Source organism: Burkholderia sp. BCC0419 (genome assembly GCF_902830285.1).
Lineage (GTDB): Bacteria > Pseudomonadota > Gammaproteobacteria > Burkholderiales > Burkholderiaceae > Burkholderia.
This window is the reverse complement of record NZ_CADESR010000003.1, coordinates 439,619-460,188: the sequence shown is the minus strand read 5'-3', so window position 1 is coordinate 460,188 and position 20,570 is coordinate 439,619. Positions and strand designations below refer to the sequence as shown.

The 20,570-nt window shown below is 69.8% G+C and carries 9 protein-coding genes; 2 read left to right on the top strand and 7 right to left on the bottom strand.

Features of this window, described 5'->3' with window-relative positions:
• Positions 1–35 precede the first annotated feature (35 nt).
• From HWW87_RS20340 to HWW87_RS20320, 5 genes are all read right to left on the bottom strand, one after another.
• Positions 36–11,435, bottom strand: coding sequence for an LWXIA domain-containing protein (locus HWW87_RS20340; RefSeq protein WP_175821848.1), 11,400 nt, complete (start codon positions 11,433–11,435; stop codon positions 36–38).
• Positions 11,436–11,629: 194 nt separating this feature from the next.
• Entirely contained in the window at positions 11,630–12,418 is a 789-nt protein-coding gene (locus tag HWW87_RS20335) for a lytic transglycosylase domain-containing protein (protein ID WP_175821847.1), read from the bottom strand.
• Complete coding sequence (sctR, locus tag HWW87_RS20330) at positions 12,415–13,089, bottom strand: type III secretion system export apparatus subunit SctR (RefSeq protein ID WP_174391221.1); 675 nt, start codon at positions 13,087–13,089, stop codon at positions 12,415–12,417. Before sctR ends, HWW87_RS20335 begins: the two co-directional genes overlap by 4 nt.
• A 3-nt stretch (positions 13,090–13,092) precedes the next feature.
• Complete coding sequence (gene sctQ / locus HWW87_RS20325; protein WP_175821846.1) at positions 13,093–14,247, bottom strand: type III secretion system cytoplasmic ring protein SctQ; 1,155 nt, start codon at positions 14,245–14,247, stop codon at positions 13,093–13,095.
• 403 nt (positions 14,248–14,650) lie between these two features.
• Positions 14,651–15,049, bottom strand: a complete 399-nt coding sequence (locus tag HWW87_RS20320; RefSeq protein WP_175821845.1) for a winged helix-turn-helix domain-containing protein — start codon at positions 15,047–15,049, stop codon at positions 14,651–14,653.
• Positions 15,050–15,487: 438 nt separating this feature from the next.
• Here HWW87_RS20320 and HWW87_RS20315 point away from each other — a divergent pair, with 438 nt between their 5' ends.
• Positions 15,488–16,690 carry a Fic family protein gene (locus HWW87_RS20315; protein ID WP_175821844.1) on the top strand — a complete coding sequence of 401 codons (1,203 nt, stop codon included), beginning with the start codon at positions 15,488–15,490 and terminating at the stop codon, positions 16,688–16,690.
• Between the two features lie 101 nt (positions 16,691–16,791).
• Here HWW87_RS20315 and HWW87_RS20310 read toward each other — a convergent pair whose 3' ends face one another.
• Positions 16,792–19,002 carry a xanthine dehydrogenase family protein molybdopterin-binding subunit gene (locus HWW87_RS20310; RefSeq protein ID WP_175821843.1) on the bottom strand — a complete coding sequence of 737 codons (2,211 nt, stop codon included), beginning with the start codon at positions 19,000–19,002 and terminating at the stop codon, positions 16,792–16,794.
• A 2-nt stretch (positions 19,003–19,004) separates the two neighbouring features.
• Positions 19,005–19,466, bottom strand: coding sequence for a (2Fe-2S)-binding protein (locus HWW87_RS20305; protein WP_174386814.1), 462 nt, complete (start codon positions 19,464–19,466; stop codon positions 19,005–19,007).
• A gap of 180 nt (positions 19,467–19,646) precedes the next feature.
• Between HWW87_RS20305 and HWW87_RS20300 the strand changes: the two genes are divergently transcribed.
• Complete coding sequence (locus HWW87_RS20300) at positions 19,647–20,570, top strand: AraC family transcriptional regulator (RefSeq protein ID WP_175821842.1); 924 nt, start codon at positions 19,647–19,649, stop codon at positions 20,568–20,570.

Below are 20,570 nucleotides of genomic sequence, written 5' to 3'. Positions count from 1 at the left end.
CGCGCGCGCGGCGCCACACGGACAGCGCGCCGATATCAGCCCACGATCAGCGGCGTGCCGACCGACAGGCGGTCCGGATCGCGTGAAACCGACGGATTGAGCTGCAGGATCTCGTTGAACGCATGCGTATCCTGCTCGCCGCGCGTCATCGCCTGCTGGTCGGCACGCGACACGTGCGCGGCGTCGAGCAGCGACTGGCGATGCTGGTCCGCGATCACCCACAGCGAATCGCCGTCGACGACGATATAGGGCTGCGCGGTGTTCGACGGTGACGGCGGGCTCGACGGCGTGCCTGGCGACGGCTGCGGCTGGGACGGCGAGGCGCTCGCCGAAGGCGATGGCGGGGCGCTCGGCTGCGCCGCATGCGTGACGGGCGCATGCTGCCCCGGCGTGGCGGCCGGCGACGGCGCGACGGCGTGCTGCGTCGGACCGCCGCCCGGCTGCTGCGTACCGGATGGCGGCGGCTTGCCGTCGTCGTCCTCGAATGCGGTGTAGATCCACTTGCCGACATAGATCAGGATCGGCGCGACCATGAGCGAAGTCGGGATCGAGCCGGTGAGCCGCTTCGGCAGGTTCGGGAAGTGCGTGTCGATGCGCGCGAGCGCGAGCAGCGTCGCGGACGACAGCGACGAAATCGCGATCGGCAAGTCCGAGTGGATCGCGGGATGCGGGCCGACGAACGGCGCGATCGCGCCGCCGGCGATGCTCGCGAGATCCGACATCAGGTCGATGCCGCGCACGATGCGGCTGCGCCGTTCGATGTTCAGGTGTGCGAATGCACTGCCCTGCACGAGGCCCGTATACGTGATGCCGAGCAGCGCGCCGGCCGCCCCCAGCGCGGGCACCACCGACGGATTCTGCAGCAGCGCATGCAGCGACAGCTCGCCGAGGCTCGCATAGCCGGCGATCGCGGCGGCGCGTCCGGCCTTGCCCATGAAGCGGCGCGGATTCCCGTAATGCAGCTGCTGGATCGAGGTGCCCGCGAGCACGCCCTGCATCTGCTGGAGCATGTCGTTGGCGATCATCTTCGTGTACTCGAGCGTCTTGTCCGCGGGCAGCGACGCGGCCTTGTGCAATTCCAGCTGGAGATGGATCTTCGCACGCGCGCTTTCCGCGAGCAGGATCAGCGACGCGTTGCGCTGCTCGGCATGCATCTGGTGCGCATCGAGCTGATTGTTCAGGCCGTCGACGAAGCGGTCGATCACGCGGTCGAACAGCCGCGGGTCGCCGCTTTGCAGCGCGCGCACGGTGTCCTGGTGCACGGCCTGCACGAGCCGGCCGGTCCGCACGCCGACGAATGCCGCGTTGGCAGCCTGCTTGAATTTGTCCGGCGTCAGGCCGAAGTGATGGACCGCGAAGCCGGCCGCCGCGCCGACCGCGATCGACATCAGGTTCTTGCGGTTCAGCAGCGCGGCGATCCAGCTGTCCGGCTGATGCAGGCGCAGCGCATGCAGTTCCGCGGCCGCGGCGAGCGGATCGTCGGGACGCATCGGCTCGTTCGTCTGCGCGCTGACGAGCCGGCTTTCGCTGATCGGCTGCGTATCGGCGGCGACGAGCGCCGGCGCGAGGACGGTTTCGCGCCAGGCCTGCAGCGGTTCGACGCCGGTGCCGCCGCCGTCCGTCGTGACGCGCTGTTCGGGCGCCGCGAGCCGCGTGCCGACGTCGGCGAGCCACCGTTCGGTGAACATCCGGGCGGCATCGCTGGCCGCGGGCGCGCGGCGCGGGTCGGCGGCCCATTGGTCGGCCGCGAAGCGCGACGTCGCATAGCGGGCGCGATGCAGCAGTTGCGTGGTGTTGCCTTCGTACAGCTGCTGGCGCAACGCCGCGATCCGCGCGGGCGACATGCCGCGCGCCCGGCCGATGCGGTCGACTTCCGCGAGCAGCAGGCTGTGCTGGTTCATCAGCGTCGTGCGGTCGACGCGGTCGTACACGCGCGTCAGCGCGTCGGCGCCGTGCAGCCGTGCGAGCGTCGGGTCGTTCGCCCTGGCGCGCTCGACGAGCAGCGTCGCGAGCGCGGTCGTCAGTTCCTGGTTCGCGACGAAATCCGAGCCATGCGTCGCGTACGACAGGCCGACGTGCACCCACGGCAGCGCCGGATGGTCGAGCAGCGATTTCGCGAGCTCCAGATGGCTCGCGCCGGATGCGGGCTCCGGCACGGTATCCCAGCCGTGGAACGTCACCATCACGTGCGGCGCCGGCTGGCCGAGGTGCTTCCGGTTCCACGATTCGAGCAGCGCACCCAGCCGCGCGTGGTCGTGATAGCCGGTGTTGGGGCCGGGCTGATGCCGGTGGTCGACGGACGACACCAGCGCCCGCGCCGGCGCCATTTCGAAGCGCAGCAGGAAACCGGCCTTCGACGACGCGTCGAGCCAGTCGTGCACGTATTGCTCGGCTAGGTCGTCGATACGCATCGACTTGCCGTTCGCGCCGGTGATCGTGCCGGTCCAGTAGTCGATCGTCGCGTCCTTGTGGTCGCCGATCGACTTCGCGTCGTGCACGACGGCGGGGTCGTGCTTCGCGCCGCGTGTGGCCGCGAGCGTGTGCGGATCGATCACGATCGTCACGGCCGGCATCACGCCGCCGTGCCGCTCGATCTGCGCGACGAACGTCGCGGGATCGTCGGAGAGCCGGAACGCACGGCTCATCGGCACGACGCGCTGCTGGTACGCGGGATCGGCGGCGAGCAGTCGGCGACGCAGCGCGCGATCGGTCGCGAGCGCGGTGCTGAAGCGGCTCAGCACTTTTTTCCTCAGCGGAATCGGCGCATAGCGCGAGCCGCCGCCCGACCAGTCTCGCGCGACGTACAGCGGCATGCCGGTGTCGCGCAACGCCTGTGCGTCGGCCATGATCGCGGGCGGTACGCCGTTGACCGCATCGTCGAGTTCGAGCGGCGCGGCGCGCGGATCGCGCGCGTGCTGCACGAGCGCGTCGATCCGGTCGTAGTGCGCGAGCAGGGCCGACGCGTTGCCGTCGCCATAGCGCTGCAGCGATTCGACCTGCGTCGTGCTGACGAGCGACGGCTGGTAGGTCCGCACGTCGAGCACCGGATGGCTCGATGCCGCTTGCCCGTTGCGCGCGGCCGCGGCGTTCGCGCGGCGGATCGACTGCAGCGCCGCGTTGCGCTGTGACCGAAGCCGCTGCGCCTCGGCCGCGCCCCAGTTGCGCCGCGCGTCGGACGTTTCCGGCGACGGGTCCTTGGCCAGCGCGTCGACGGTCGCGAGGCGGGTCTCGAGCGTCTTGAGCCGCGTGCCGCGCGCGTGTTCCGCCAGCGCATCCGGCGCGAGTTCGGTCAGCAGCAGATGGGTATCGCCGCCGTACGGGCCGCCGCCGATCGGCGACGCTTCGAGCGGCACGCCGGGGCCGTCCGGTTTGCGCCAGTTGTCATGCCACGTCAGTTCGCCTTCCGCGTTGGCCGTGATCACCGCGCGCGGCTTGCCGAGCCGGTACGCGATGCGGTCGCCGCCGCCATACACGTAGATGAAGTGCTTGCCGGGCACCAGGCCGCGTGCTTTCGCGAGACCGAGCAGGTGCATGACGTTTTGACCGCTGAAATCCAGCGCATGACCGGACGCGGCGGGCAGCAGGCCGGCTTCGAACGAGCGGGGCACCGACGCCAGCGCGGTGGTCGCGGGCGTGCGCGTGCCGCCGGCCGGCAGCGGCCGCGTCGTGGGCGACGCACGGCCGAGCGTCGCGATTGCGCGGGCACGGCGCAGCGCGATCGCGGCGCCCGCACCGGTCAGCGACGCGAAGCGGCGCTGCAGGCCGTGCATGCCGCTGATCGCGACATGGCCGCCGTATTGAAGGCCGCGGCGCGGCAGGACTTCCGTCTTGTCCTTCTTCGGCGGTTGCGGCGCGTCGAAGCGGTCGCCGACCCGCGCCAGCACGGCCGGTTCGACGCCGCTGACGAAGAACGTCATACCGCGCGTGCGGGCCCTCGTGAGCGGCACGCTGTGCAGTTTGCCGTTCGGCCGCAACCGGATGCGCCCGCGCTGCGGATACGCGGCGGCGAGCGGGCGCTCCTTCACGTGGGTCTGCGCGTGCGGCGCGTTTTCCTGGTATTGCCAGACACCGGTGGCCGAGTCGTAGCGCGCATGACCGGCGATCTTGCCGGTCGCCTTGTCGACGACGTAGATCGTGTCGGCGTGGCCGGCCGCCGCGACGGCCTGTTTCGCACGCGCGAAATGCGGCGCAGTCGACAACGCGTCGATCGCATCGACGTACGCGTCGCGCACGCGGCCGTTCCGCGTGAATTCGACCGTGTCGCCTTCACGCGCGGGCTTGATCTTCGCCGGGCCGCCGAGCGCGGCCAGTTCGCGGTGCGTGACGGGCGACGCATGGAAATCGAACGCGCGTCGCGCGGCGGCGGTGCCGGCCGGATCGCTGCGTTCCATCGCGCTCGACAGCGCCTGCTTCAGCGCCTGCCGTTCTTCGGCGTTCAGCGCGTTGCCGAGAAAGCGGACGCGAAGGACCGCGCCATTCGCATCGACGTGCGCCGTCGCGACGAACGTCGGCGGCGCGTCGGGCGTCGGCTTGCCGGCGCGCGAGATCAGCAGCGGCGTGTCGGTACCGGTCTGCTGCACCAGGTGCCCGAGCGTGGGCGCGTGCTGGCCTTCGGCGCGCGTCAGCGTGCGCATGTCGCGCTCGTCGAGCCACGCGCGCGCGTGCTTCATCGCGCCGCCGTCGACCGCATGGCGGCCGCGTGCCGGCGCGGCGAGCCGTGCCGCGACGGGGCGTCCGGCGGCCGCGCGAACCTGCTCGCCGTAGTACTCGCGATAGGTCGGATTGCCGGGCGTCGACGTGCGCATGGCGCCGAACGTGTCTGCGAGGGCGTCGAGCGCGGCCGGGTCGCGGCTCGTCAGCGCATGCTCGGTCGCCCGGGCGAGCGCGTCGGGCAGCGTCGCGTGGGTCGCGATGTCGGGCCCGCCGGCGGCGAGGATTTCATTGCGTATCGTGTACGCGTTGACTTCCGCGCGCGCATCCGACTTCAGCAGCGCGGCCACGGCGGCTTCGGGGCTGGCGTGTTCGGCGGCCAGCGCGCCGGTCGCGAGATCGACGCTGTGCTGCAGTTCGTGGCCCCACACGAACACGAGCGTGCCGGCGCGGCGCGTATTGCCGTCGAGCACGATCGTGCGTGTTTCCGCGTCCGCGTAATGGCCGCCGCCCGGCGTGCCGACGCGGATGGTCCAGCCGTCGCTGCGGGCCAGCCGCATCTGCGCGCGGAAGGTCGGCGACTGCCGCGCGATCGCGTGCGCGCGCATCAGCAGCACGCGGCCGCGGAACCGCTGCACGACGCGCCCGAGCATGCCCGGGCGTTGCGCGTACGCGCCGCTTTCGGCGTATGCGGGATGGGCGAGGCGAATGCGGCCCGTCGCGATGCCGCGCTGGATCGTGTCGATGACCCCGTCGATCCGCTCGACGACCTCGCCTTCGGGGTCCGCCTTGTGCATGACCTGGCCGGGATCGTGCAGCAGCACTTCGCCATCGCGGCCGAACAGCACCTGGAAGTCGTACAGCAGCCCGTGCTGTTGCGTGACGTTGCGAATGTTCACCAGATCGCCGAGGCCGCTGCGCCGGACCACGCCGGGCAGGCCGAGCCCTTTCTCCATCGCGGCGCTGCTCAGCAGTGCAGCCGGCTTGTACACGACACCGACCCGGCCCAGGTGCGAGAACGGCCCGTCGACCGTGCTGACGGGCAGGTTGAGCCGTTTCAGTTCGCGCAGGCCGCCCTGTTCGGCGCCGATCTCCTCGTGCGCGACTTCCACGCCGTCCGGCGACGTGTCGCGGAAGAAGCCGATGGCCTGGCCCGTGCCGCCGTCGAATACCGTCTTGTAGAGCCCGGAGCCGACGAGCGGGCCGAGATGGTCGGCGGGATCGACGGCGCGCGCGGGGTCGCCTGCGACGTGCAGCTGGCCGCCGGTGACCGACAGCTCGCCGAGCGCCGGTTGCGCGTAAGCGGCCGGCACGTAGCGGTTCATGCCCGACAGGTCGGTCAGGTTGCCGGCGGCGCCGACGGCGTCCGGATGCACCGCGTAGACGGGGCGTTGCCACAGGTTCGCCAGTTGCGCGGCCGCGCCTTCGTTCGCGTGCCGCGCGGCCAGGATCACCACGCGCTGGCCCGCGTACGGCGCGTCCGACAGCAGCGAGAAGCCGTGCGGATCGATCGGCCGGCCGTCGGGGCCGAGTAGCGTGCCGTCGGGCTGCGTGTCGGCGTGGACGATCGCGAGACGGTCGGCTTCGTCCATCGACACGAGGCCGCGCCGCCGCAGCCCCAGCGCATCGAGCGCAGGCGTCGCGGCGCCGAACGGCGACGCGTTGCGCTCGACATGCGCGCGCGACCACGCGACGCGCTGTGCCTGGATCTCGCGCATCGAGCGCGGCGCATCGTCGCGCGGCTTGTCGCGGCCGTGGTTGTCGTGCGGCGGATCGCCCGCATCGCGCGGCTGCGCATCGGCGCGACTGCCGAGGTCGACGTCGTAGCGCGCCTCGAACGAATTGAGCTGCCTGCTTGCCTCGGCTTCGAGCGCCTTGCGCGTATAGCGGCCGCCGCTGGGGCGCTTGCCGGCGGCGTTCACGCGCGAACGGTCGCTGCCGAGCAGGCGCATCTGCTGCGCGAGCGTGCCCGACTGTTCGGCGAGCGCGCTGACCTGGTTCGGCAGCGGTGCGCCGCCGGCGCGCATCTGCACGTCCGGGCGCTTGAGCTTCACGTCGCCGCGCTCGATCCCGCGTTCGAGCAACGTGATCTGATCGTCGACGTCCGCCAGGGTCTGACGATACGCGTCGCTGTTGGTCTCGATCGGGCCGGGATCCGCGAGCAGCAGCCGGCCGTCGCGATACACGCCTTGCGGATCGAAATAGAGCCGGTCCTGCTGAATCGCGTCGCGCAGCGTGCGCAAGGTCTGCAGCGATTCGGGGTCGAGCGTCGTCGGCAGCAGCCCGCGCCCGGCATCGCCGGTATGCAGCCCGCCGCGCGGCTGGTACAGCACCGCGACGCGATCGGCGTGCGAAAACGGGCCGTCCATCGCGACGGTCGGCAGATCGTAGCGGCGCCGCAGCAACGCGAGCGCCGCGCGTTCGGCGCCGGCGCTGGCCCGCTGTTCGGCGCGCGTGCTGAAATCCTCGTAGAGGGCGACGACCGCGTCCCGGCCGAGCGCGAAGCCGCCCTTGTGCGCGCCGAAGCCGAGCAGCGCGCCGAGATGCTCGTTCAGGTCCACGGGCTTGCCGCTGTCCGCGTGGAAGACCTGCCGGCCGTCCGCCCGCAGCGGTCCGAGCGGGACGTCCGGATGCGGCGCGGGATTGAAGCGCAGGAAGCCGCTGGTCGCACGGATCGTGCCGTCCGCCGCGAGCGCGCCGCGCGGCGCGACGAATACCGGGCGGTTCCAGACGTTCGCGAGTTCGGGCGCCAGCCCGGCCTCCGCGCCTTCCGCGACGAGCACGATCGGTTCGTCGAGCCGGGACGGCGCCGGCAGGCCGTGACGCGTGTCGAGCGCGAGTGCGTGGCCGGACAGCGGCGTGCCGTCCGGGCGCGTCAGCGGTGCATCCGCGCGGCCGTTGCGCACCACGAACAGCGTGCGCCCGCCGTAGCTGTGCTGCTCGACGCGCGGCTCGCCGCTCGCGACCACGACGTCCGCATCGCGTGCGGCGAAGCCCGGCGCGAGCGGGGAGGATTCGATCGCATGGAGGACGGTCCAGGCGACGCGCTGGCGAAACGTCAGCGGTTCGAGCGGGCCGCCCGCGCCGGCTTCGGCCGGATTGGCGACCCGCCGGTACTGGATCGTCCGCGCATCGCCGCTGCGGCGATCCGCGCGCGATGCGGTGCGCGCATCCTGGTCGTTCTCGGCGGCGCGCTCGCGCACCTGCGCGGACGAACGGCCCGCCTGCGCGGTCGCGCGCGACGTCGCGGCGGCCGGCTCGGCGACGGTCGCCGTCGGGTCCGCTGCCGCGCGCAGCGCGGACGGGGTTGCGCGGGCCGCATTCGTGCGCGCGCCGTCGTCGTGCGGCGGCGCGGCCGGCGTCGGCGCGGCGGGCGCCGGGGTCGCGCCGCGCGGCGTGCCGACCTGGCTCGGCGCGCGCAGCTCGATGCCGTCGGACAGCGTCAGGCTGCCGTCCCGGCCGGCCGTGATGCGGCCATCGGTGTCGTAGCGGTTGAAGCGCGTGCGCTCGAGGGTGCGCCACGAGCCGTCGACGCGCTCCGCGATCGTGATGCGGCCTTCGTGGTCGACGAACGCGGTGGTATCGGTCTTGCCGCGTGCGCCGGTATTCACCGCATTCGCGCGGCTCAACACGCGGATCGGCACGCCTTCGTAGGTCAGCACGCGCTTGCCGACCATCAGCGTGCCGTCGCCGGCCACGGTCACGCTGCGGCCGTCGATCGTCGCGCGCGTACGGCCGAGCCGCAGCGTGTTGGTCGCCGTGTAGCGGCTCTGGCCGATGCGCACGGTCTGGTCGCCGATCTGCACGGCCTGGTTGTTCAGGTCGCGCCCGCCGAAGCCGCCGGTGCGCCGCACGATGCCGGTCGTCACGGCCTTGAGCTTCTGGTGGCCTTGCGCGAGGCCGAGATTCAGGATGAACGACGACGCATCGCTGGCGAGCCGGTCCGTATGCCCCGTCACCGCATCGTGCACGAACTGCACGCCGGCTTCCGCCGCGCCGCCGAGACCGGTGACCGTCGTCGCGCGCCGCACGAAGGTGGCGAGCCCCTTCGAGTCGTTCAGCAGCGTGGCGATCTTGCCGACGCCGCCGACGCCGGCCGGCACCAGGTTCAGGTAATCGGCGCGCGCTTCCGCATCGAGCGGACTGATGGTGCGATCGTGCTGGATGCGATTGGCGAGGTCGTAGCCGGAGTTCGCGACGGCTGCCGCCGCCGACGTGTAGATCAGCCCGGTGCCGGCCACATTGAGCGCGACGCCGAGCGGCGCGCCGAACACCGTCGCGTCGAGCAGGCCGCCGCCGACCTCGAGCGCGATTCCGCCGAGCAGCATGCCGAGGTTCACGTCGCCTGCGCCGAACGTATGCATCACGCTTTCCCACCAGCTGTCGTCGTGCGCGGTGTTGTGCGGGTCGATTCGCGCGGTGCCGTTCGCGTCGTAGCCGGTCGCGATGTCGAGCGTGCCGTCCGACGACAGCGAGTTGTCGTCGATGAAGTTGTCGATGCTCGAATATTTCGCGCCCTGATCGTCGACGTAATGCGTGTCGCCGCTGGCATTCGTGACCTTGAAGATCGCGCTCGTGACCAGGCCCGCGTCCTTCGACGCATAGACGATCGGCATCACGTTGACGCGCGTGCCGGTGCCGCCGCCCACCTTCAGCAGTTCGTCGCGCACCTTGTCGATCGATTCGAGCTTCTTGCCGTCGCTGAACTGCGCGGCGTGCGGGTCGTCGGTCGCGTGGTCCGGCGACAGCCCGATCGCGACGCCGACGAGGTTGCGCTGCTGCGTGTCGTCGAGCTTGCCGAAGTCGATCGTCGTGCCGTGCTGCGTCGCTTCGCCGGCCTTGTCGAGCAGCGACTGCGACAGCTCGCTGCGGTGCGCGCCGAAGAAGTCGGACAGCGCCTTCGCGTAGTCCTTCTGATCGGATTCGGTCTTCGGATTGCGCAGCCGCTCGTCGAGATGCGCGTCGAATTCGTTGAACAGCACCTGCTGATGCAGCGTTTCGCCGAGCAGTTGCGCGCGCTGGGCATCCTGGTTCGCCCGATCGAGCTCCGCGAGCGCATCGGAAAGCGGCTTCGCGTATTGATTGACGACGAACGGCACCGGCGCCGTCAACGGGATGTTCTTCGGGGTGCCCTGCGGTTTCGCGATGGAGAACACGCTCGGCGTCGGGCCGATGCCGTGATCGCGGTTCCACTGGTCGTACTGGGCCTGCAACCCGTCCACCTTGACCTTCAGGTCCTGCTGCTTCGCCTGCGCATCGGCGAGCGTCTGCTTCGTCGCCCGCTCGTTGACGGACACGGTCATCCGGTCGTCGGCCTGATGCAGCGCGGACGCGATCGTTTTCAGGCCCTTGATCTCGAGCGGCGTCGGATCGTTCGCAATGCACATCGTCCGGTGGTCATACTGATTCTGTACGCCGGCGGCGATATCGTCGTAGTGGATCGCGAGTGCGTTGCCGTACGCGGCGACATAGCCGTCGTGCGCGAGGCTCGCGGCATCCTTCGCCTTCCATAGCTGCGTGGCGGCATCTTCGACGCCGAGATCGGCGCGCGGATCCATCAGCTTGACGCCGGGATGATCGCGGCGCCATTGCGTCGCGCTCTTTTGCGTGGCGTCGTAGTTCTTCTGCTGGTCGGCGACCTGGCGATTCGCATACAGCATCTGCAGATAACCGCCGCTCACGCGCGCGCTTGCCTGCGCATGGTTCAGCAGGTCTTTCTGCGCGGCGACCGTCGTGCTCATCACGGTCGGCCCGTACTTGCCGGATACCGCGTCGTACGTGCCCTGGATGTCGGCGACCTTCGCCGCGTCGGTCGCCGCATTCAGGCACGCGTTCGCATAGTTCGCGTCGTCGGCGCTCTGCGTCAGTTGCGCCTGGGCCTCGTCGGGCTTCAGCGCCGGCGGCACGTCGATCACGCGATCGAGCGGCGCAAGCTGCTTGTTGATACGCGCGATGCCGGCGTCCATCGCATCGGCGTAGTCGCCGTTCGACGCATACGACTGCAACTGGGCGAGCGCGAGGTTCGAGTTCGCGATGTCGGCGTTGTGCAGCGCCTTCGCTTCGGACAGCTTCGCGTCCGCCTTCTGCCACGCGTCGTAGGCCTGCTTCTGCTGCGGCGTCCAGTTGTCCTGCGACGCCTTGGTCGGATCGTCGCCGATGCGGGGAACCGCAGCCTTCAGCCGGTCGAGCGCCGCGTTCGCGTCGGATTGCGCGGAGCCGGCGCGTTTCGGATCGAGCGCTTCGTTGTCGTGATCGGCCTGCTGCGCATACGCGATCATGTAGCCGGCGTCGGTCGTGACGTCGAGCTCCTTTTCCGCCTTCGCGGTGGCCCGGTGCGCGTTGTCGTAGGCGGTTTGCGCGCCGGCCAGCGCGTCCTTCGTCGTGGACGGATCGTTCTTCGCGTTCGTCAGCGCGGTCTGCTTGTCCTGCTCGTCCTGCAGTGCGTTGTCGTATTGCGTCTGCGCGCCCTGGATCGCGGTCTGCGCGGCTTGGGTCAGCGGATCGTCGACCGTGATGTCGGGCGGCTTGGGCCGGTATTGTTCGGCGAGGCTCTGGATCAGCGAGGTCGCGGACGCGATTTCGGCATTGGTCGGCTTCGACGGGTCCGTATCGGGCGTGACCTGCACCGTGATCGGCGGCGGCGGGGGCGTGGCGGTCTGCTGTTTCGACGGATCGCCCGATTGCCGCGCGGCTTCGCTCGCCGCTTGCGCGCGTTCGGCTTCGAGCGTGCGCTCGAGGAATGCCATCCAGTTGGCGCCCATGCCGACGCCGTCGATATCCAGCATCAAACTCCTCCCGGTCGCGCCGCGCTCGACGGGGCGCGCATTACGATGCCATTACGGTCAAGCTTGGAGTGTAGAAAGGCAGGCACCGCGGTGACGCAGCGCGTTTCGTAGCGCGCCGCCGATGCGCGCGCGCCGTCGGGGCGTCGCTACGAACGGCGGTGAGGCGGGGGAGGCGCGATAGGGTGCGAGCCTGCTTACTGATCGAGACACCGCACGCACAGCCGCTTCGCCTGGTTCGCCGGCAGCCCGCGGCACATCATTACCACCGGGCGCGCATGGCACGACGGCGCATCGGCGGACGCGGCGGCCGACGGCAGGCGGCGCGCGCGTTCGGGCGGCGTCGTGGCGGCCGCGGCCATGCGCCGCTGGCGCTCGGGCGGCGGCGTGTCGGTCACGACGGGAATCGGTTCGACGCCGCCTTCGCGCGCATTGCGCTGCGCGCTCGCGACGACGCGGCTCACGTAGCCGCTCGAGAAGCCGGTCGTGAAGTTGCCGCTGTAGTAGCACGACAGCGCCGCGCGCAACGCGGCCTGCGTCGCGCGGCCGGTGCCCGACGAGCGCGCGAAGCATTCGGTCAGGATCGCGCCGCCGGCCTGCAGGTTGCGGCACGGCTCGAACATCGTCGCTTCATCGAGCCCGTATTTCGCGAAATTGCGTTCGTTCACCTGCGCGAGGCCGACGCTGTAGCTGAAGCCGCGCGACGACAGTTCGCGCGCGGTCGCACGCGCTTCGTCGAGCGATGCGGGCTGGCGCGTCAGATGCCCGCCGACCACGCCGATCGCATACGGATTGAAGCCCGACTCGGTACGCACGAGCGCGGCGAGCGTCGCGGGATCGACGTTCGGCGCGCAGGCGCGCGCGAGTCGCGCGAAACCGGTGCCGCCGTCGGCCGCCTGCGCGATGCGCGGCGGCAGGCACGCGAGCGCGAGCATGGCCAGCGCGCACAGGCACGCGGCGGCGGTTCGCAGGCGGCGCGCGTTCATCCCGCACCCGCCACGCGGTACGACAGCACGAGCCCGTGCACGAGCAGCGACCAGCCGTCGAGTGCGACGAACAGCAGCAGCTTGAACGGCACCGAGATCGTGGTCGGCGAGATCATCTGCATTCCGAGCGCGAGCAGGATGTTCGCGACCAGCAGGTCGACGACGATGAACACGATATAGATCACGAAGCCGATCTGGAACGCCTTCGTCAGTTCGGCGAGCGTGAAACTCGGCACCAGCACGAGCAGGTCGTCGTCCTTGATGCCGTCCGCGCGGTTCTTCGGCCACACCGACGTCGCGGTGCGCACGAAGAATTCGCGGTCGCGCTGCCGCGTATGCGACACGAGGAAATCCTTGATCGGCGGCAGCGCGGCATCGGCGAGCACGCCGATGTCCGAAGTCGACAATTGCCCCGACGCATCGAAGTGATGCGCCTGCAGCGCGTCGCGGATCGACATCCCGACGGGCGCCATGATGAACAGCGACAGGATCAGCGCGATGCCGTTCAGCACGAGGTTCGGCGGCACCTGCTGGATCCCGAGCGCGGAGCGCAGCAGGCCGAGCACGACCACCAGCTTCGTGTAGCTCGTCACCATCAGCGCCGCGAACGGCGCGATGCCGAGCGCGGCGATCACCGCGATCAGCGCGACCGGATTCGGCAGGTTGCCCATCGTTCAGCGCTCGCGCGGCGCGGGTTGCGTCAGCGTGACGACGCGCACGCCGAGCTTCTGACCGACCGCGATCAGGTGGCCGGTGCCGATCAGCATCCCGTTCGCGACGAGATGGATCACGCTCTGGTTGATGCCTTGCTGCAGCTCGATCACGGCGCCGGGCTGCAGCGCGCTCAGCTCGCCGAGCGGCATCGACGTCGGCGGCAGCTCGAAGCGCAGGTCGACGGCGAGGCCGTCGAGCGAGCGCGGTGCATCGGCGGGCGGCGCGTCGTGCGTCGTCGGCGGCGCGGAGTCGGTGCGGGTCGGTTCCAAAGGCATCTCCCTGATTCGTTCGACGGTCAGCCGGTTGCCCGACGGCCGTCCGGTGATCTCCCACGCCGGCGCGGCCGGCAGCCGTGCGACGCACAGCAGGTTCTGCTCGTGCGCCTGCCAGCGCTCGATCGCGATGATGTCGCCGCCGACGACGTCGGCCAGCTCGGCCGTCGTCAGCTCGGTGCGGCCGATCTCGAACACGAGCGGCACGGGCAGGCTCGCGTAGGCCGCGCGCGCGTCGGCGAGCGCGGGCGGCGCGGCCGCGAAGAACACGGCCAGCGCATCCGGCGCGTCGAACAGCAGCGCGCCGTGGCAGCGCCATGCGCCGTCGGCGCGCCGCAGCTCGAACCGCAGCGCAGCCGGCGACGCGTGCCAGGCCGGCAGGCCGTCGGGCGGCGGCAGCAGTTCCACGCGCTGCCGCGTCGCGGCCTGCAGCACGGCCGCGAGCGGCGCGCACAGGTCGGCAAGCAGCGCCGCGCGGATCACGGCCGGGACCGCCGGGTCGGCCGCGTCGCCGAGCCATTCGGTTTCCGCGAGCGGGTCGATCCACAGCGTGCCGGCCGCCGGGCCGACGACGAAGCGGTACGCGTGCGCATCGGCGGCCGGCTCGGCGTCGACGCGCCAGCGCACCTCGTACGCATGCTCGCCGAGCGTGACAGGGACGGCGCCGGTCGCGCCGTACGCATGCGACAGCCCGCGCGCGGCGGCGGCGGACAGGCGCGGCAGGTAGGGCGACGCGTCGAGCGCGACCGCGGCCGGCGCGGCGGCGGGCGGCGGGGAAGCGGCGGGCATGGCCCGGTTCGCGGCGTCGCCGGCGTCGGCATTCGTCAGGAACAGCGCAGGCACGGCGGGATCGGGGCGGATTCGGCGTTGGTTCGACGGGTTGTTCTGGGGCCGGCGGCGCCGAGGGGCGCGCGGCTGCTGGGTCGATTGTAGGGACGGCGATGGCCGCGTGCCGCGCCGGAATCCGTAGTCGCGCCCATCGCGCGGAGACGGCGGGAGCGGGGCGCTACGAAGCGTGATGAACTGCGGCGGCGTGCGGCGGAGCGCGATGAAGCGGGCGGTGCGACGGCTGGCGGTCAAAAGCAAGCGCCGCCCGGAGGCGGCGGTTGGGGCGCGACTGGCTGGCGGGCACGGGCGGCGTGCAGGCCGCATCCGGCTGGCAGGCCGCGAGGTGCTGCGAATCCGCGCAGCGCGGTGGGGGAAGCGTTGCCGGCGTGCCGCGAACGGGCGGCGCGCGGGTGACGCGTTACGCGTAGTCGGCTGCCATCGCGGGCTGCGGCGCCGTGCGCAGCATCGGCGCCGCGTCGTGGCGCTCGACGTGCGTCATCGCCGCGCCGAACAGCACGAGGCGATAACCGACCGCATAGATCGGGATGATCCGCAGGTTCTTGTCGTGTTCGAGCTGCAGCTTCGAGCGGATCCGCGAGATATGGGTGTCGAGCGTGCGCGACGACACGCCGAGCTCGCGACCCCACACGGCTTCCTGGATTGCCTGCCGCGGCACGATCTTGTTCATGTTGTCGAGCAGGAATTCGACGACGTCGAATTCGCGCGGCGTAACGTCGATGACCTTGTTGTCGATTTCGATCGTGCGGCGCACGAAGTTGATTTTTATGTTGTCGATGTACAGGTATTTGCAATCCATGGTGGCCCTCGCATGTCCGTAAAGGAGTGTTTGCGGGCCTTGTGCTGCAACTTCCGGGCCAGGGGCGGCGCGTCAGGTGGTAATAGCTGGCGGTAGCGGCGCGGACGGCGCGGCAGCCTTGAATTTAAAAGAATTTTTAACGGGAAACGCCGGACGATCGATGAAAGGGGCGGAGCAATGCTGAAGGATTGTTACGTAGCATCGCGTGGCGACGTTACGGGCGTTACGTCCGACGTAACGTGGGGGAGGATGCCGGTAACACGCGCTCGACCCGGGTTGGTGGCGGGCGATGGAAACCCTACATGGAACCCTACATGGAACCCTACATGGAACCCTACATGGAACCCTACATGGATCAATGAAAAATCAATATAAATCAGTGACATGAGTGATTATAATTGCCGACATTGAACCCTACATGGAACCGTACAAGGAAGCATGACGACCGTCGCTACCTTCGAACCGTTGTTTCCCGAGGATCGCGTACTCGATCCGTTGCTCGAGCAGGCCGCCGAACTCGTCGATTCTTCGCAGCGGTTACTGGCCATACGCGATACCCCGCTGGCCACAGCGCTCGTGCCGCAATTGCGCGCGATGAATTCGTACTACACGAACAAGATCGAAGGCCAGCACACGACGCCTGCCAAGATCGAGGCGGCGCTGCATCGGGATTATTCGACCGATATCGTCGAACGCAAGAAGCAACGTTTTGCGGTCGCGCATATCGCGGCGGAAGCTGCGCTCGAGGATGAGTGGCGGGCGCTTCCGGTCGCTGCGTTGTTCGAGCCGGCGCGGATCTCGGCCATTCACGATCGCTTCTTTTCCTGCCTGCCTGACGACGAGCGATTGACCGGGGAGGGGAATGTCGTTGTCCCGGGCGAATTTCGGCGCTCGGATGTGACGGTCGGGCGCCATCTGGCGCCGGAACCGGAAATGATCGAGCCGCTGCTTCAGGCCTGGGCGACACGTTATGCCCGCATTCGCGCCAAGGAATATCAACTGATCGGCATAGCCTGTTCGCATCATCGTCTCGCCTGGGTGCACCCGTTCATGGACGGCAATGGTCGCGTGGCGCGCCTGCATTCACATCTCGGATTGCGCGCCGCCGATCTGACCCACGGTCTCTGGTCGCCGCTTCGAGGGCTGGCGCGAGAGCATGAGCAGTATTACGCGAGGCTGAGCGAGGCCGATCAGACGCGTCGCAACGATCTGGACGGCCGTGGCAATCTATCCCAGGAAGGGTTGGTCAAGTTCGCCCGGTTTTTTCTCGACTGCTGTCAGGACCAGGTCGGTTTTATGGTGCATATGACCGAGTTCGATGGAGTGACGGGACGGCTGCTGGATTTGCTGAGGTTCCTGGAGGCCAACCCGTGGACGATTCGCTCGGAAAAATCCGTGATCAAACCGGAAGCCGCGGCGCTGGCGATGGAGTTCGTGGCGCTGCGCCGGACCGTCACGCGTGCGGAATTCGCGCAGATGCTGGGTGTCAGCGACGTATTGGCGCGCAGGATCATTCGATCGCTGCTGGACTGCGGGCTGCTAACCTCGCCTTCGCATCGCGGCGAGCTTTCTTTTGGATTGCCGTTGAATAGCCTCCGGTTTCTGTTTCCGAGGCTGTGGCCTGAAGTCGAGCAGGAGTGAGCGAGCGTGGCGGGCCGCGTCCTGTCATGCGGCTACGGCTCGGATGAGCAAAAACGCCGGCCACAGCGCATACCTCGCCCCGCAGCCGGCGTCCCGGCGCATCAAGCCTTCGCGCTATCCGCCGAATCGAACGGCAGCACGTAATGCCGCTTGCCCGTCGCCGCGAAGATCGCGTTCGCCACGGCCGGCCCGACCGGCGCGACGCCCGGCTCGCCGACCCCGGTCGGCGCCTCGGCCGACGGCACGATATGCACCTCGACCTTCGGCATCTCGGCCATCCGCAGCACGTGGTAGCCGTCGAAGTTGCGCTGCTCGACCCGGCCGTCCTTCAGCGTGATCGCGCTGTGCATCGCCGCGCCGAGCCCGAAACCGATGCCGCCTTCCATCTGCGCGGCGACGATGTCGGGATTGATCGCGATCCCGCAGTCGACCGCGCACACCACGCGCTCGACCTTCACCTTGCCGTCCGCGTCGACCGATACCTCGGCCACCTGCGCGACATAGCTCTTGAACGCCTCGGCCACCGCGATCCCGCGCCCGCGGCCCTTCGGCAGCGGCTTGGCCGGATCCCAGCCGGCCTTCTGCGCGGCCAGCTCCAGCACCGCGCGCATGCGCGGCTCCTTCGCGAGCAGGTCGCGGCGGAACGCATACGGGTCCTTGCCGGCCGCGTGCGCGGCTTCGTCGATGAACGCCTCGACCGCGTAGGCCGTGTGCGAGCTGCCGACCACGCGCCACCACAGCACGGGCAGGCCGACCTGGGTGGTGGTCAGCTCGACCGACACGTTCGGCACCGCGTACGGCAGGTTCGCGGCGCCCTCGACCGACGTCGCGTCGATGCCGTTCTTGACCATGAACGCCGCGAACGGCGTGCCGGCGAGGATCGACTGGCCGACGATCCGGTGGCGCCAGCCCACCAGCCGGCCGTCCGCGGTCAGGCCCGCGTCGAGCTTGTGGAAGTACATCGGCCGGTAGAAGCCGCCCTGGATGTCGTCCTCGCGCGTCCACTGCAGCTTGACGGGCTTGCCATCCGCGCCGAGCGCCTTCGCGATCGACACGGCCTCGACCACGTAGTCCGACCACGCGTTCGCGCGCCGGCCGAAGCTGCCGCCCGCATACAGCGTGTGGATCCGCACCTGTTCGGGTTTCAGTCCGGCCGTCCTGGCCGCGTTGCCCTGGTCGACCGTCTGGAACTGGTCGCCGGCCCAGATCTCGCAGCTGTTGGCCGTCAGCTTGACGACCGCGTCGAGCGGCTCCATCGGCGCATGCGCGAGATACGGAAATTCGTACGTCGCGCTGATCTTGCGCGCCGCGCCGGCGATCGCCGCATCGGCATCGCCGTCCTTGCGCGCCGACGTGCCCGGCTTCTCGGCGAGTTGCCGGTATTCGCGCATCAGCTCATCCGAGCCGCGCTTCTCCGCCTTCGTTTCGTCCCAGTCGATCTTCAGCGCGTCGCGGCCCTGTTTCGCGGCCCAGAAGCCGGTCGCGACGACCGCGATGCCGCCCGGCACCTGCACGACCGAGACGACGCCCGGCACGGCCTTCGCGGCCGTCGCATCGAACGATTTCACCGTCGCGCCGAAGCGCGGCGGCCGCTGCAGCAGCGCGACGCGCATGCCGGGGAACGTCGTGTCGAGCGTGAAATGCGCGGTGCCGTTCGATTTCGACGACCCGTCGACGCGCGGAATCCGGTGCCCGATCAGCTTGAAATCGGCCGGCTGCTTCAGCGTGACCTTGTCGGGCACGGGGAGCTTCGACGCATCGGCGACGAGCGTGCCGTACGCGGCCGTCTTGCCGCTCTTCGTGTGCGTGACGACGCCGTTGGCGGTGGTCAGCTCGGCGGCCGGCACCTTCCAGCGGGCCGCCGCGGCCGACACGAGCATCGCGCGCGCCTTGCCGCCCGCTTCGCGCAGTTGCTGCCACGAGTTCGCCATGGCCGAGCTGCCGCCCGTGCCCTGCATCGTGCCGAACGCGAGGTTCGCGTAGCGCTTCGCATCGGCCGGCGCGCTTTCGACGCGCACGCTCGACCAGTCGGCGTCGAGCTCCTCGGCGACGATCGTCGCGATGCCCGTATACGCGCCCTGGCCCATTTCGACGTGCTTAGCGATGACCGTGACGGCGCCGTCGGGCGTGATGCGCAGGAAGGCGTTCGGCGCGAAATCGCCGGCCGGCGCGGTCGCGGCGAGCGCGCGGCGGCCGAGGCCGGCCCAGTCGAAGCCGATGGTCAGGCTGACGGCGGCAGCAGCCCCCGCGGCCTTCAGGAACGTGCGGCGCGACGGGCGCACCGAATCGGTGTTGTCGAGTTCGATCGTCATGGTCAGGCTCCCAGCGTCGCGGCCGCGTCGTGGATCGCGGCCCGGATGCGGGCGTAGGTCGCACAGCGGCAGAGGTTGCCGTTCATCGCGGCGTCGATGTCCGCGTCGGTCGGCTTCGGGTTCTGTTCGAGCAACGCGGTGGCCGACATGACCTGGCCGGACTGGCAGTAGCCGCATTGCGGCACCTGCAGCTTGACCCACGCGGCCTGCACGGCCTGCGCGGGCTTGCTCTGCAGGCCTTCGATCGTCGTGATGTGCTTGCCCGCGATGCCGGCGAGCGGCAGCACGCACGAGCGGACGGCCTGGCCTTCGAGATGCACCGTGCACGCGCCGCACTGCGCCATGCCGCAGCCGAATTTCGTGCCGGTCAGTCCCGCGTGTTCGCGAATCGCCCAGAGGACGGGCATCGACGGATCGGCGTCGAGCGTGACGTTCTTGCCGTTCAGGACAAACGAGGTAGGCATTTTGATTGTCTCCGTGGGGGAAACCCGGCATGGGCCGGATTAGCCGGCAGTGTGCGCGAGGCATCGGTTTTTGCGTCTACCCAATCCTGCAAATTTATTGAACAATCCTGCAAATCCCCCGCACGCCGCGTGCCGTTTCGCTATGCTCGCGCGACACGGGAAATCATTCGAGGATGCGTCATGGACATGACCGATATCGTGGCGTCGCGCGAATCCGGGCGGCGCGAACTGGCGTCGCTGATCAGCCGTTTCGCGCCGGCGGACGGCTCGCATTCGACGGCCGTGCCGGGCCTGATGCTGCATCGGCACACGCGGCCGGTGGATCTCGGCTGCACCGTGTCGCGCGCGGCGCTGGTGATCGCCGCGCAGGGCGCGAAGCGCGTGATCGTGGCCGGCCACGCTTATGAATACGACACCCACAATTGCCTGATTACGTCGATCGACTTGCCGATCCTCTCGCGCGTGACGCGTGCGTCGGCGGACGAACCGTACCTGTGCCTGTCGCTGACGCTCGATCCGCAGCGCATCGTCGAGCTGGCGGCCGAGATGCGGCTGCCCGAGCCCGACGCGGGCCCGGAAGGAGAGGGCATCGCGCTCGCGGAGCTGACGCCGCCGCTGCTCGATGCGGCGTTGCGGCTGCTGCGGCTGCTCGATACGCCGGCCGACATCGCGGTCGTCGCGCCGCTGATCGAGAAGGAAGTGCTGTACCGGCTGATGACGAGCGGGCAGGGCACGCGGCTGCGGCACATGGCGATCGCGGGCAGCCAGACGCACCGGATCGCGCGAGCGATCGAATGGATCCGCGATCACTTCGCGGAGCCGATGCGCGTCGAGTCGCTCGCGCAGGCGGTCAACATGAGCGTGTCGTCGCTGCACCATCATTTCAAGCACGTGACGACGCTGAGCCCGCTGCAATACCAGAAGCAGCTGCGGCTGCACGAGGCCCGGCGGCTGTTGCTGCGGCAGGGCGGTGACGTCGGGTCGGTGGCGGCCGTCGTCGGCTACGAAAGTGCGTCGCAGTTCAGTCGCGAATACAGCCGGCTGTTCGGCGCGCCGCCGATGCGCGACGTCGTCCATCTGCGGAAGAAGGAACTGCTTGGCTGA

Bases quoted from the DNA above. Each gene is read 5' to 3' on its own strand.
- HWW87_RS20340 (WP_175821848.1), bottom strand. From the start codon at position 11,435: ATGCTGGATATCGACGGCGTCGGCATGGGCGCCAACTGGATGGCATTC.
- HWW87_RS20335 (WP_175821847.1), bottom strand. From the start codon at position 12,418: ATGAACGCGCGCCGCCTGCGAACCGCCGCCGCGTGCCTGTGCGCGCTG.
- sctR (WP_174391221.1), bottom strand. From the start codon at position 13,089: ATGGGCAACCTGCCGAATCCGGTCGCGCTGATCGCGGTGATCGCCGCG.
- HWW87_RS20320 (WP_175821845.1), bottom strand. From the start codon at position 15,049: ATGGATTGCAAATACCTGTACATCGACAACATAAAAATCAACTTCGTG.
- HWW87_RS20315 (WP_175821844.1), top strand. From the start codon at position 15,488: ATGACGACCGTCGCTACCTTCGAACCGTTGTTTCCCGAGGATCGCGTA.
- HWW87_RS20310 (WP_175821843.1), bottom strand. From the start codon at position 19,002: ATGACGATCGAACTCGACAACACCGATTCGGTGCGCCCGTCGCGCCGC.
- HWW87_RS20305 (WP_174386814.1), bottom strand. From the start codon at position 19,466: ATGCCTACCTCGTTTGTCCTGAACGGCAAGAACGTCACGCTCGACGCC.
- HWW87_RS20300 (WP_175821842.1), top strand. From the start codon at position 19,647: ATGGACATGACCGATATCGTGGCGTCGCGCGAATCCGGGCGGCGCGAA.